This is a genomic window from Trichococcus sp. K1Tr (assembly GCF_028309625.1).
In the GTDB taxonomy this organism is placed as follows: domain Bacteria; phylum Bacillota; class Bacilli; order Lactobacillales; family Aerococcaceae; genus Trichococcus.
The window spans coordinates 37,349-50,096 of the sequence record NZ_JAQMHR010000004.1 but is presented as its reverse complement, the minus strand read 5'-3'; the positions used below and the strand labels follow the sequence as shown (position 1 = coordinate 50,096).

Annotated in this window: 11 protein-coding genes; 9 read left to right on the top strand and 2 right to left on the bottom strand. The window is 49.3% G+C overall.

What is annotated here, in order from left to right; translation table 11 throughout:
• Positions 1 to 180: 180 nt before the first annotated feature.
• The 6 genes from rnpA to treC all read left to right on the top strand — a co-directional run bounded on the left by rnpA (position 181) and on the right by treC (position 6,803).
• Positions 181 to 525 carry a ribonuclease P protein component gene (gene rnpA / locus PH235_RS08620; RefSeq protein WP_272161952.1) on the top strand — a complete coding sequence of 115 codons (345 nt, stop codon included), beginning with the start codon at positions 181 to 183 and terminating at the stop codon, positions 523 to 525.
• A 31-nt stretch (positions 526 to 556) separates the two neighbouring features.
• Positions 557 to 1,387, top strand: coding sequence for a membrane protein insertase YidC (gene yidC / locus PH235_RS08615; protein WP_086986337.1), 831 nt, complete (start codon positions 557 to 559; stop codon positions 1,385 to 1,387).
• A 35-nt stretch (positions 1,388 to 1,422) separates the two neighbouring features.
• Complete coding sequence (gene jag, locus PH235_RS08610) at positions 1,423 to 2,226, top strand: RNA-binding cell elongation regulator Jag/EloR (RefSeq protein WP_272161951.1); 804 nt, start codon at positions 1,423 to 1,425, stop codon at positions 2,224 to 2,226.
• 158 nt (positions 2,227 to 2,384) lie between these two features.
• Positions 2,385 to 3,392, top strand: a complete 1,008-nt coding sequence (locus tag PH235_RS08605; protein WP_272161949.1) for an oxidoreductase — start codon at positions 2,385 to 2,387, stop codon at positions 3,390 to 3,392.
• 230 nt (positions 3,393 to 3,622) lie between these two features.
• Positions 3,623 to 5,068 (top strand): PTS system trehalose-specific EIIBC component, encoded by a 1,446-nt coding sequence (gene treP, locus PH235_RS08600; protein ID WP_272161948.1) that lies wholly within the window; start codon positions 3,623 to 3,625, stop codon positions 5,066 to 5,068.
• Between the two features lie 79 nt (positions 5,069 to 5,147).
• Entirely contained in the window at positions 5,148 to 6,803 is a 1,656-nt protein-coding gene (treC, locus tag PH235_RS08595) for an alpha,alpha-phosphotrehalase (protein ID WP_272161947.1), read from the top strand.
• Positions 6,804 to 7,161: 358 nt separating this feature from the next.
• Here the strand turns inward: treC and PH235_RS08590 are convergent, their stop codons facing one another.
• Complete coding sequence (locus tag PH235_RS08590) at positions 7,162 to 8,670, bottom strand: DUF438 domain-containing protein (RefSeq protein WP_272161946.1); 1,509 nt, start codon at positions 8,668 to 8,670, stop codon at positions 7,162 to 7,164.
• Positions 8,671 to 8,852: 182 nt separating this feature from the next.
• On the opposite strand from PH235_RS08590, the gene PH235_RS08585 reads away from it, so the two are divergent.
• The gene (locus PH235_RS08585) at positions 8,853 to 9,983 is read left to right on the top strand and encodes a GerMN domain-containing protein (RefSeq protein ID WP_272161945.1); all 1,131 of its coding nucleotides are present in this window, start codon (positions 8,853 to 8,855) and stop codon (positions 9,981 to 9,983) included.
• A gap of 53 nt (positions 9,984 to 10,036) precedes the next feature.
• On the opposite strand, the gene treR is transcribed toward PH235_RS08585, so the two are convergent.
• Positions 10,037 to 10,753, bottom strand: coding sequence for a trehalose operon repressor (treR, locus tag PH235_RS08580; protein ID WP_272162077.1), 717 nt, complete (start codon positions 10,751 to 10,753; stop codon positions 10,037 to 10,039).
• Positions 10,754 to 11,132: 379 nt separating this feature from the next.
• Here treR and purE point away from each other — a divergent pair, with 379 nt between their 5' ends.
• Together purE and purK are read left to right on the top strand one after the other, a co-directional pair.
• Positions 11,133 to 11,621 (top strand): 5-(carboxyamino)imidazole ribonucleotide mutase, encoded by a 489-nt coding sequence (gene purE, locus PH235_RS08575; RefSeq protein ID WP_119092472.1) that lies wholly within the window; start codon positions 11,133 to 11,135, stop codon positions 11,619 to 11,621.
• Entirely contained in the window at positions 11,605 to 12,747 is a 1,143-nt protein-coding gene (gene purK / locus PH235_RS08570; protein WP_443080860.1) for a 5-(carboxyamino)imidazole ribonucleotide synthase, read from the top strand. Before purE ends, purK begins: the two co-directional genes overlap by 17 nt.
• The last annotated feature ends 1 nt before the right edge of the window (position 12,748 follow it).

Sequence of the window (12,748 nt, the reverse complement as noted above, 5' to 3'; positions counted from 1 at the left end):
ATGCAAAAATGTCTTTCTTAAATGGAGAGTATGACAAATGTGTCCAACAGAACCGAAAGCAGCAATGCCTCGGGAGTGGGTTCGTATTTGTGATGATAACGGAGAGAGAAATTTTTCTGTTTTTCTCCATTTGGGGGAGATTTTTTTTGCATGTTATGATTGCAGATTTGAGGGAAGAACATGAGGAAATCTTTTCGTGTTAAGAAAGAAAAAGAATTTCAGAAAGTATTTCATAATGGTGTGTCCAAAGCGAACCGCCAATTCGTGATCTATGTGCTCGACAAAAAGTGGCAACCGCATTTTCGGGTCGGTTTGTCCGTCGGCAAAAAAATCGGCAATGCCGTGGTGCGGAACGCCGTCAAAAGAAAAATCCGCCAGGCACTCACGGAATTGAAGGCAGATTTGGTTCAGGATATTGACTTCATCGTGATTGCACGCAAACCGGTTGCTGAAATGTCGGCTGCGGAAGTCAAGAAGAGTCTGGTCCATGTCCTTAAGCTTTCCAACCTTTTGAAAAACAAATAAACTATATTATTCCTATTAAGGAGGAGTTCTCTTGTCAAAGCGTAAGCGATTACTTTTTACACTCAGCTTATTTGCTGTTATGATGGTTTTATCAGCGTGTGGAACGGAACCCATCACCTCAGAAAGTGCCGGTTTTTGGGATCGTTATGTTGTCTTTAATTTCTCCAACATGATCGTGTGGTTGTCCGATCTATTTTTCAGTAATTATGGCCTAGGAATCATTGCCTTCACGATCATCATCCGGGTTATCCTGTTGCCGCTCAATCATTTCCAGACGAAGAGCACGAAAAAAATGTCGGCTGTTCAACCGCAGATAAAAGCGTTGCAGGCGAAATATGCCTCTAAAGATCGGGAAACGCAAGAACATCTGCAGAAGGAAGTTTCCAAGCTGTATGCAGATAACGATGTGAATCCTTATATGGGTTGTTTGCCTGTTTTGGTTCAGATGCCCGTATTGATGGCGTTGTACCAAGCAATCAGCCGGACTGAAATTTTGAAGAGCGGCAGCTTCCTATGGATGAACTTGGGAGAACGCGATCCATTCTTCATTCTGCCGGTAGTGGCTGCGATCCTGACGTATGCCACAAGCAAATTGACGATGATGTCACAGACGGAAGCGAATTCCGCGACAAAATCGATGACTTACACGATGCCGATCATGATTTTGATGATGGGTATCAACTTCCCGAGCGCCTTGTCATTGTACTGGGTAGCAAGTAATGCCTTCTCGGTCGGTCAGACCTTGATGCTGAACAACCCATACAAGGCCATCCGCGAGCGCGAACAAGCGGAAGCAGAAATAAAAGCGCGCGAAAAAGCATTGAAGAAAGCTCAAAATCCTAAAAAGAAAAAGAAAAACTAGTTATACTTTGAAGTAGGAAAGGATGACATTCTATTATGGATAAAGTAATTGCGAAAGATACGACCGTTGATAAAGCGATCCGCAAAGGTCTGGATTTGTTGGGCGTAGACAGCCATGAAGCCGATATCGTCGTAATCTCTGAAGGTAAAAAAGGGATTTTTGGATTCGGACAAAAAGAGGCAGTCGTGGAAATCACGCTCAAAGAAATCAGGGACTTTGATGAAGCAGGCGATATCCAATTAGCCGAAATCGAAGAGACAGTCGAAGATATCGTAGAAGATCTTGAAGAGGATTATCCGGAAACTGCGGAAAAGATATTGGCTGATCAACCTGAGATCGATAGACTGATTTCTTCCGATGAGTCCGATGATGATGAAGAATCCGGCCGTGATGAAGCGATTGCCGCAGTGACCGAGTATCTTACTTCGGTAGCTGAAGCATACGGGGCTCCTGCGATCGTGACGGTCGAAGAGAAGAACAATATGCTGATTTTCCAGATGGAAAGCGAAAAGCCAGGGCTATTGATCGGCAAATACGGAAAAATCGTCAATGCTCTCCAGATATTGGCGCAAGCGCTGGTGCAACGCTATGTGCGTCGCCGCCTGTCCGTGATCGTGAATGTCGGGGACTACCGTGAGCGCAGAGCTGCCGTATTGGAAAGCATCGCCGACCGTACTGCGGAACGCGTCATCAAAACGAGACAGCCCGTGTTCCTTGAGCCGCTGCCTGCTTTTGAAAGAAAACAGATCCATGCGCGCTTGAGCCAGAACAAACGCATCAAAACCCATTCCGAGGGCAAAGAGCCGCATCGTTATTTGGTTGTTGAGATAGCGGACTAATCGAATATCATAAAACCTTCACCAGGGGGCAGCTTGATTCCCGGAGAAGGTTTTTTTATTTGGCTCTTTTTTCCTGTGGGTTGCGGGGAAGAGGTCGCAAATTATGGGAAGATGGACTAAACTTAAGAAAATACAAGCAGAAAAGAGGGGAATGGCTTATGGAAGAGTTCAAGGCTTTATGGGCGGAAAATATAGATGCGAAAGTGGAAACTAGCGTCAGAACATTCAACAAAGAGGACTTGCCTGATGGGGAGGTGCTGATCGAAGTGCACTATTCGAGCGTCAACTACAAGGACGGGCTGGCCGGAACCAATCCGAAAAGCGGGGTCATCCGCAACTATCCTATTATTTTGGGGATTGATCTGAGCGGCGTGGTTGTGGAATCGCTCGATCCAACTTTCCAGGCAGGGGATAAGGTGATCGTGACTGGCTACGGTTTAGGTGTGAGTCATTTCGGCGGATTCAGCCAATATGCCCGGGTCCCTGCAGCCTGGGTCGTTCCGTTGCCGGAAGGGTTGAGCCTGAAGGAAGCGATGATCATCGGAACGGCCGGGTACACAGCGGCGGAATCAGTGGATGCCTTGGAGAAGCAAGGCATCCAGCTGCAAACGGGGAGTGTTTTGGTGACAGGGGCTTCCGGCGGTGTCGGCGGCATGGCGATCGCTATGTTGAAGCGTCTAGGGTATACGGTCGAAGCTGTGTCCCGCAAAAAAGCGGACTGCATGGATTACCTGAAGGGACTCGGTGCTGAAGCGGTTCTCCATCCTGATGAAGTGGCGCTGGAGAAGAAGCGGCCATTGGCACAGCAACGTTGGGCGGCGATCGTCGATCCTGTCGGCGGTCCGCTGCTGCCTGATTTGCTGGCGCAGCTGCATTACGGCGGCTGTCTGGCTTTGAGCGGAAATGCCGGCGGAATCGCATTCGAAGCGACCGTGCTGCCGTTTATCCTGAGGGGCGTCAAACTTGTGGGGATCGATTCAGTGAACCATCCTTACGCTGAACGCATCAAGCTTTGGGGGCGTATGGCAAGCGATCTGAAGCCGGAAAATCTTGATTTGCTGGTCGAACAGGAAATCACGCTGGAAGATTTACCAGCGGCTTTCGGGAAAATCATGGACGGAAAGATGCATGGGCGTACGTTGGTGAAAGTGAAACAAGGAATATGATCGGCTTGGCATAATCAAAAAACGGCAAGGAATCAGGCACCATCCGATTCTTTTGTCGTTTTTTTTTAAGGGTGTTGTCCAGCTTGTTAACGCTTCATAAAATACGGAAAATGGGCAACTTGTCTATACAAGTAAAAATACAGCAGATGGAAAACGTTTGCAATATAAAATTTTTCGCGGTAAAATAGAAATGTCAGGAACATGTATATACAAGTTTAGGAGGAGAAAAAATGGTAGATTTCAACAAAGATGCAAAAGATTTGCTGGAACATATCGGAGGCCCCGATAATATTTCTGCAGTCAGTCACTGTGCCACTCGGATGCGTTTCGTTCTGAATGATCCGGCTGCCGCCAACATCAAGAAAATCGAAGACATACCCGCAGTAAAAGGAACCTTCACCCAAGCAGGACAATTTCAGGTCATCATCGGTAATGAAGTGCCACAATTTTATAACGAGTTCGCGAAGGTATCCGGTAAAGAGGGCGTCTCGAAGGATGAAGCAAAAGCGGCAGCCAAGCAGAATCAGAATGTCGTGCAGCGGGCCATGGCTGTGTTAGCGGAAATCTTTACGCCGCTGATTCCGGCCATCGTAGTAGGGGGTCTTATCCTAGGGTTCCGAAACGTACTTGAAGGGATCAATTTCGCCAACGGCACGATCGTTTCCAATTCTCAGTTCTGGACAGGCGTCAATGATTTCCTTTGGCTGATCGGTGAAGCGATTTTCCACTTCTTGCCAGTCGGCATCACTTGGAGCATCACGAAAAAAATGGGCACTACGCAAATTCTGGGTATCGTTCTCGGGATTACATTGGTATCACCGCAATTATTGAATGCCTATGGTGTCGCCGGGGCGGAACAGATTCCATTCTGGGATTTCGGTGCTTTCACAATCAACAAAATCGGCTATCAAGCGCAAGTCATTCCGGCCATGTTGGCTGGGTTTGTGTTGGCCTACTTGGAAATTTGGCTGCGTAAATGGATTCCGCAGTACATTTCGATGATTGTTGTTCCATTGTTGGCCTTGGTTCCTACTGTCATCATCGCGCATACCGTGCTGGGGCCTATCGGTTGGACAATCGGCCAATGGGTTTCCGAAGTCGTCTATGCCGGATTGACAGGGGACTTCAGATGGCTGTTCGGTCTGTTCTTCGGTACGCTGTATTCGCCGCTCGTCATCACGGGGCTTCACCATATGTCCAATGCCATCGACTTGCAGCTGATCGCCGATTTCGGTGGCACGAACCTGTGGCCGATGATCGCCCTTTCGAATATCGCACAAGGATCGGCCGTTATGGCGATCATCTTCCTGCACAGAGGGAATGAAAAAGAGGAACAGGTTTCCATCCCGGCCGCCATCTCCTGCTACTTGGGCGTAACCGAGCCGGCCATGTTCGGCATCAACATCAAATACATCTATCCGTTCGTTGCAGCGATGATCGGATCCGGGATCGCCGGTTTGGTGGCTACGACCTTCAACGTCATGGCGAACAGTATCGGAGTCGGCGGGATTCCCGGTTTCCTCAGCATCCAGACCGATTCGATGGCAATGTTCATCGTATGTATGGCCATCGCGATCGTCGTGCCGTTCCTGTTGACGATTGTATTCGACAAGAAACAACTTTTCGCTCCTAAAGGCGAAGTCGAGGACGCACCGGTTATCCAAACTCAAAAATAAAAAGTGAATTACTGAAGGCAAAAAGCTGTTAGTGAAGCTTTTTGCCTTCAGTCATAGTGAAAAGACAGGAGGCTTTACAATGAAAGACTTTCAAAAAAAAGTGATCTATCAGCTTTATCCAAAATCATTCAAGGACTCCGACGGCAACGGCATCGGTGATATCCAAGGGATCATCAGCAAAGTGGCTTATTTGGCGGAACTGGGCATCGATATGATCTGGATGAATCCGATCTTCGTATCCCCGCAAATGGACAACGGGTATGACATCACTGATTATTATGCCATCGATCCTGTTTTCGGCACGATGGCAGACTTTGAAGAACTGATCCGGAAGCTGAAGCAGCATGGCATCGAAATCATGTTCGACATGGTATTCAACCATACGTCGATCACGCATGAGTGGTTCCAGAAAGCATTGGCCGGTGACGAAGAGTACCAGGATTATTACATCATCCGCGATCCGAAAGCAGACGGCAGCCTGCCGACCAATTGGAGTTCGAAATTCGGCGGGGAGGCGTGGGCGCCATTCGGGGACACCGGCAAGTACTATCTGCATCTGTTTGATGTCACGCAAGCGGATCTGAACTGGCGCAACCCGAAAGTGCGGCAGGAACTGCAGAAAGTCGTCAATTTTTGGTTGGAAAAGGGCATCAAGGGTTTCCGCTTCGATGTATTGAATCTCATCGGCAAGGATGTCGCGTTGGTCGACAGTGAAGGAAGCAACGAAAAGAGCCTCTACACGGATCGTCCGATCGTCCATGACTATATCCATGAGCTGAACCAGGCATCATTCGGCACGCTGGAGGATATCATCACGGTCGGTGAGATGTCTTCGACCACTGTCGAAAACGGAATCCTTTATTCGAATCCGGACAGGAACGAATTGTCGATGATCTTCAGCTTCCACCATCTGAAGGTCGACTACAAAGATGGTGAAAAATGGACGGATCATCCCTTTGATTTTCTTGAACTGAAGCGGATTTTGAATGAGTGGCAGGCAGGAATGTCGGACGGGAAAGGCTGGAATGCGCTGTTCTGGAACAATCATGATCAGCCGCGCGCCAACAGCCGCTTCGGCGATCCGATCCGTTATCCTTTCGAAACAGCCTCCATGCTGGCGCAAACGATTCATCTGTTGCGGGGCACGCCTTACATCTATCAGGGCGAGGAAATCGGCATGACGAATCCAGATTATGACGACATCAGCGTTTATCGCGATATCGAGTCGCACAATGCCTACCGCGATCTGAAACTTGCCGGGTTGACGCATCAGGAGGCCATGCGCATCATCAAGCAAAAATCCCGCGACAACAGCCGGACGCCGATGCAATGGGACAGCAGCCCGCACGCAGGCTTTACGACCGGCGAACCTTGGCTACAGGTCGCGGCCAATTATCCGGAAGTGAACGTCGAAAAAGAACTCGCTGAGGGCAAAATTTTCCGTTACTACCAAGCGTTGATCCGTATCCGCAAAGAGCATGCAGTCATTGTGGACGGTTCCTACGAGGGTATCCTGTTTGACGATCCGGAAGTGTTCGCCTACATCAGGGAGAACGAGCAGGAAAAAGTGCTTGTCCTGAATCATTTCTATGCCGGCGAGTACACGATCAGCGTACCGGAAGAATGGGCAAACAAGGTCAGCAGTTTCCTGGCCGGCAACTACGGTGAAAGACAGCTTATGCCATCCTTCACGCTGAAGCCGTACGAAACCATCGCTTTCAGGATAACCAAATAAACAGCAAGAAAGGCCGTCTCCTTTTTTTGGGGGATGGCCCTTCTTTTTGGGTGGGGTGTGCTCGTCGGAGATGAGGTGCAGCAGCTGACCTGACTTCCGGCGAAGCGTGCGGTCACCGGAACACACTGATGGTCAGTGGCGTGTCCTCAGGCGAAGCTGCCCTCGCCGGAGCTGACAGGAGAGAATGTTGGGCGAACTCCGGCGGGGCCTCTGCTCGCCGGAGGAGGGGGGAAGATTCAGGCGAATGAAGAGCGAGCGGCTGACACACAGACAGAAAGTTCCTTGCCGCCGAAAAAAGCTGCCTCAAAAGAGACAGCTTGCATTTGTTTATTTCGGCAATCCTTTCCGGGACGGCGGCTTAGGAAAGTGTCCGCTTCTCGCCGTCAAGATCGATGATCGGTTGGATGTCCTGCACGTATTCAAGAGTCCCCATATAGCTGCCGTCGTCATCCCTGACGGCGCGGTAGGTGACCAGGATGAATTTACCCATCGCGCGGAACCACATCGATTCGCTTTCTTTCGCGCCCGATTTCAGGTCGGCGAGCAGCTTTGTGACGATCGGCAGGCTCTTCGGCGGATGGCAGTTCATGACATCGCGGCCGATTGCGCTGCTGGTGCGCTTGAAGAATTTTTCTTCGCCGTTGTCATTGTAGTAGCGCACGATGTTGTCCGCATCCACAAAAGTCAATTCCAAAGGGATGTTGTTCAGCATCTTTTCCAATTGATGCGGCGTCAGGTGTCCGGTTTGAAAATTGATGTAAGGATTCGCTTCAGTCGTCAGTGTTTCATGTGAAACATCCTCGGGAATGGAACGTTCCGGCACCCATTTTGCTTCCGGTTTGACGATGCAGTAGCCGATCTCTTCGGACTCCTTGGCGATCTGCAGCCAGTGGTCCTCATTGAAGATGTCGATGATCATCGGCAGGAGGATGTCTTCTTCCTTCGTGATCATCTCCGTCATTTCGTATTTCAGGTCGGAGAATGCTTTGGGAATCGCAGTGAAGTCCTCGTTTTGCAGAAGGGTTTTGAAGGCCTTATACATGGCGCGGATATCGTCATCGACACCCCACATGACTTTCGGCGGTGCAGTGATGCCTTTGTTCTCCATGATCGGGAAGATGGCGTATTCCTTGCGGGCGTAATGCTTGTCGAATTCGCCGAGCAACGCCAATTGTTTCTGGATGCCTGCCTTCAGGCTCGGTTCCTGCGTTTCAAGGTAGACGGCCAGTAATTTGCTGACCTTTTCCAGCGTGTTTTCGATGGCCAAATTTTCAAGTTTCATAACTTGGATCGGATGCCCGGCATGCTGCTGTTCCGCTGAAGTGGTGTAAACCGCTTCGATGGATCCGCCGAAGAGCGATGCATGCACGTTGCAGAGGCGTTGGATGTCTTCGGCGTCTATCCCTTTGCCCATCAAGCCTTGCTCCATGACGGAAATCTCGTAGGCGCTGACGCCCGTGAAATGTTTCTTGAAGTCGGCTTGCACCGCATCCCAGTCCTCTCCTTTATGCAAGCGCAGGATAAGGCTCTGCAGGATGTCCTGGCGCTCCTGGAATTCCGCTGAACCCATGCGGGCAATTCCCCCGGTTGGAGCGGCGGGCTCTGCCGGTTCGCTTGGAGCAACTGCTGCCGGTGACGGCGCCAATTCCTTCACGCTGAAGCCGTTGTTTGCCAGCATTTCGACGAATGTCTCCTCCGGCACATCGTTGCGTTTGAGAGCCTTCCCGATGGTCATGATCCGGCCGGCGGTATTCAGCATCTTGTCGCTGCGCAAGGGTTCGAAGCCTAGGCTGATGATGACTTCCCTGATTTCAGGGTACTGCTTCACCAGATTATAGACTGTATCGTTCAAACTGATTTCTTTCATAAGTTTTCCACCTCTATTTTAAATTGTGAAATATTTCGTTTAGTTTCGTGCTGGCTTCATTATACTTGAAAGGAGTTGCTTAGTGCCACAGCATTCGTGCGTTGCAGCGATAGTTAGGGCAATGCCTTAGAAAGCGGTTGTGATATAATGAAGACAACTAAGGCAGAAGGTGGGAAAAAAATATGAGAAAGAAAGTTTCGAACCTGATGGTAGCGTTATTGGTGCCCCTATTAGCTTCTTGCAGTCTCTTTGGAGGATCCGATTCCTCATCCGATTCTTCGGCTGTCAGCAGTGTGTCCTCTTCCATGTCCAGTTCGACAGACAGCGGATCGGCTTCTTCGTCCTCTTCCGAACCTGTAGACGCAGCGACAATCGAGGCTTATTATCCGTTCAGCGCATCCGTATTCACAAAATATTTGGGTGAAGGGAATGAGTACGCCTCTTTCACGGTCTACCCACAATACATCGAAGGCAACCGGATGCAGATCACTTCCAACAACGGCGGCACTCAAATCGTGACGGTATTGGAACTCGCTGACGGGGAACTCAGGGAAGTATTCACGCGTCCGGAGACCTACTTCAGGGAAAATATGCTTGAAAAAACAGCAAGCGGCGATGCGGCAAACCAGTTGGATATTCTGTTGAAGGAGCCTTTGGAAGTCGGAAACAGTTGGATGAATGCGAGCGGAGTCCCTTCCGAAATCACGAATCTGACTGCCCAGATTGAAACACCGATGGGCAATTTCGAAGCGCTTGAAGTGACGACGACTTATGAAGCCTCCACTACCAAGGATTACTACGTAAAGGATATGGGCTTGGTGAAACGGGTCACGGATCTTGGGGATGATATGAGTGTCTCTTCCAGTCTGGAAGCCCGCAACGAGAACGTTCCGGAAACGCAACAGTTGCACGTTTTCTATCCGGACAGCGATCTGATGGGATTGGATGCAACAAGTGTTGCCTTATCCTATGCGACCAATGACATTACCCGCACCATTCTGGCGGAGGCGTTGAAGAACGTGCCGGATGCACCAGGAGGAAGTCTGATCGGACCGAATGTCTCCATCAACAGCTTGTCTTTGAGTGACGACGGGCGTGTCTATGTGGACTTCTCGCAGGAATTCGTTTCTGAGATGAATGCCGGGACATCGGCTGAATCCCTGATTTTGCAGGCAGTCGTCAATACAATCGGGGAATATTATGGTGTCCAGGAAGTCTACCTGACCGTGGCCGGGAACCCATATGAATCAGGCCATATCCTGATGGCCGAGGGTGCCTATTTCACCGTTGATTATACGAATGTCAACGAGTGACCAACTCTTACATTAGCAAAAAAAAGATGAAGCCGGTTTGGCTTCATCTTTTTTTATAGGCTGTGTTTTCTGCGGGCGAACTCGACGAAGCGGAAGCGGTCCAGACGATGGCGCGACTCTGTGTACTGGAACAGACGGGTGTCTTCCAGATAGACTTCACTCTTGACGACGACGACGTGTGTGTCATCCTTCAGATCCATCAGCTTGTGATCTTCCCGAGTCGCCGCCTCTACGACGAATTCCTTTTTGGCATAAGCGATATTCAGGCCCAATTCATTCTCCAAGTACGCGTAGATGGAATTTTCGGCAGCCTCGGAAGGGATTTGTTCGATGATGTCATGGAAGATGTAGTCTTTATCCATGATGACGACTTCCCCGGCAATCTTGCGCAACCGGATAAGGGAAATCACTTCGCGGCCGGGATCCACTTTCAGATCATCAGCCAGGAATTCCGGAATGATCTCGAGCTTGTTCTTGATGACGATCGTTTCATTCGGGATTTGTTGGGAATCCTGCAGCTCTTTGAAACTGGTCAGCCCGGAAACGGGGAAATTGAACCGTCTGATGTCCAGCACGATCGAACCTTTGCCCTGCTTCTTCTGGATATAGCCACCTTCCAGCAATAGCGCCAAAGCCTTTCTGATCGTTTCCCGTGAAACCTTATAATGGTCCGACAGGGTCTTTTCGCTGGGCAACAGGGATCCGGTTTCGAATTCTGCATGCTCAATTTTTTTTCTCAAATCCATATAGATATCGAAGAATTTATTCATGATCATCGTTCCTCCTGTGAGCAGATGGGTTTGTTGCAAATTAAATAAGTAAGTTGAAAAAATCATGTTTAATAATATTATTCCATTTTATTCTATAGGATAAGAACAGAAATAAAAAGGAAATCAGTAATTTTTTAAATTGGAAGGGTTTGCATATCATCATTTTATCATATTATTGCCATTTATGGTGGGGAAGGGTTGATTTTTGAATAAAAAAACAGGGGTTTTTTTAATGTGAAATGCGGCCATCGGTTGTCCGGAATGGAATCAAAACAGATTATTTCCGAACGAAAATGCCATATGTTCCCAAAAACGTTTGGAATAATGAGAGATGATGTGCTATATTAAAAATGAAAAATTGATAATGGGGGAAAAATGGATGAATACGATTGTTTCTGTCGTAATGGGTAGTACTTCTGACTGGGAAACTATGAAAGAAGCTTGCTTGATACTGGATGAATTCGGCATCGCTTATGAAAAGAAGGTCGTTTCGGCTCACCGGACACCGGATCTGATGTTCACCTTTGCTGAACAAGCACGGGCTGCGGGAACGAAAGTCATCATTGCCGGCGCAGGCGGCGCAGCGCACCTTCCGGGTATGATCGCTGCGAAAACGACGCTTCCGGTCATCGGTGTTCCAGTCCAATCGCGCGCATTGAGCGGAATGGACTCCTTGTTGTCCATCGTCCAGATGCCCGGCGGTGTTCCGGTTGCGACGGTAGCCATCGGCAAAGCAGGGGCAATCAATGCCGGTCTGCTGGCCGTGCAGATCCTTTCGATCGAAAATCAAGATTTGGCCGATCAATTGGAAAAGAGACGCGAAGATTTAAAACAAAAAGTATTGGAAAGCAGTGAAGACCTTGTATAAAGTACTGAAACCAAATGACGTAATCGGCATCATCGGCGGAGGGCAATTAGGGCGCATGCTGGCTCAGTCCGCGAAGCGGATGGGATTCACCGTCGGGATTTTGGATCCGGGAGAAAATTGCCCGGCAGCCCAAGTAGCGGATTGGCACATCCAGGCGGCATACGCTGACGCGGTGGCTTTGCGCGAATTGGCCGAAAAATCCGATGTCGTGACATTCGAATTTGAGAACATCGATGCGGCAGCGCTGCAGGAAGTGGAAACACTGTCCAGCATTCCGCAAGGCAGCGGAATTTTGACGACCACGCAGGACCGCATCAAGGAGAAGGAATTCCTTCAATCCGCGGGGGTATCGATCGCGCAATTCGCGGTAGTTGAAAATGCGGAACAACTGGATGCAGCCATCGCTAAAATCGGCTATCCGAGTGTTTTAAAAACGACCCGTTTCGGGTATGATGGTAAGGGACAGGTTGTCCTGAAATCGGAAGCCGAAAAAGAGGAAGCCATGAAGCTGGCAGTGGACGGCATCTGCGTTTTGGAGGCCTGGGTTCCGTTCACCAAAGAGCTTTCGGTCATGATCGTACGCAATCAAAAAGGCGAAGCTACGGTATTCCCGGTTTCCGAAAATATCCATATCAATAATATTCTGCACGAATCGATCGTGCCGGCCCGCGTCACGCCTGCGGTAGCCGAAAAAGCAAACAAAGCTGCCCTACAAATCGCTGATGCGCTGCAGTTGGTGGGTACGCTTGGCATCGAAATGTTCCTGGCAGCGGATGACACGATCTTCATCAATGAGTTGGCGCCGCGTCCGCATAATTCGGGCCATTACACAATCGAAGCAATGAACGTTTCCCAATTTGATGCCCATATCCAAGCAGTCGCCGGATTGCCGATGCCGACAGCGCGTCAATTGTCGCCTGCCATCATGGTCAATATCCTTGGACAACATATGGAAGGCACGATCGCGCTACGGGAAGAAAAAGCGGATTGGTTTTTCCATTACTATGGTAAAGCGGAATCACGCACAGACAGAAAAATGGGGCATATCACCATTTTGACGGATGATCAAGAAGCAACCTTAACAGAAATAGACAACACCCGAATCTGGAACGGAGGAACAATTTAAA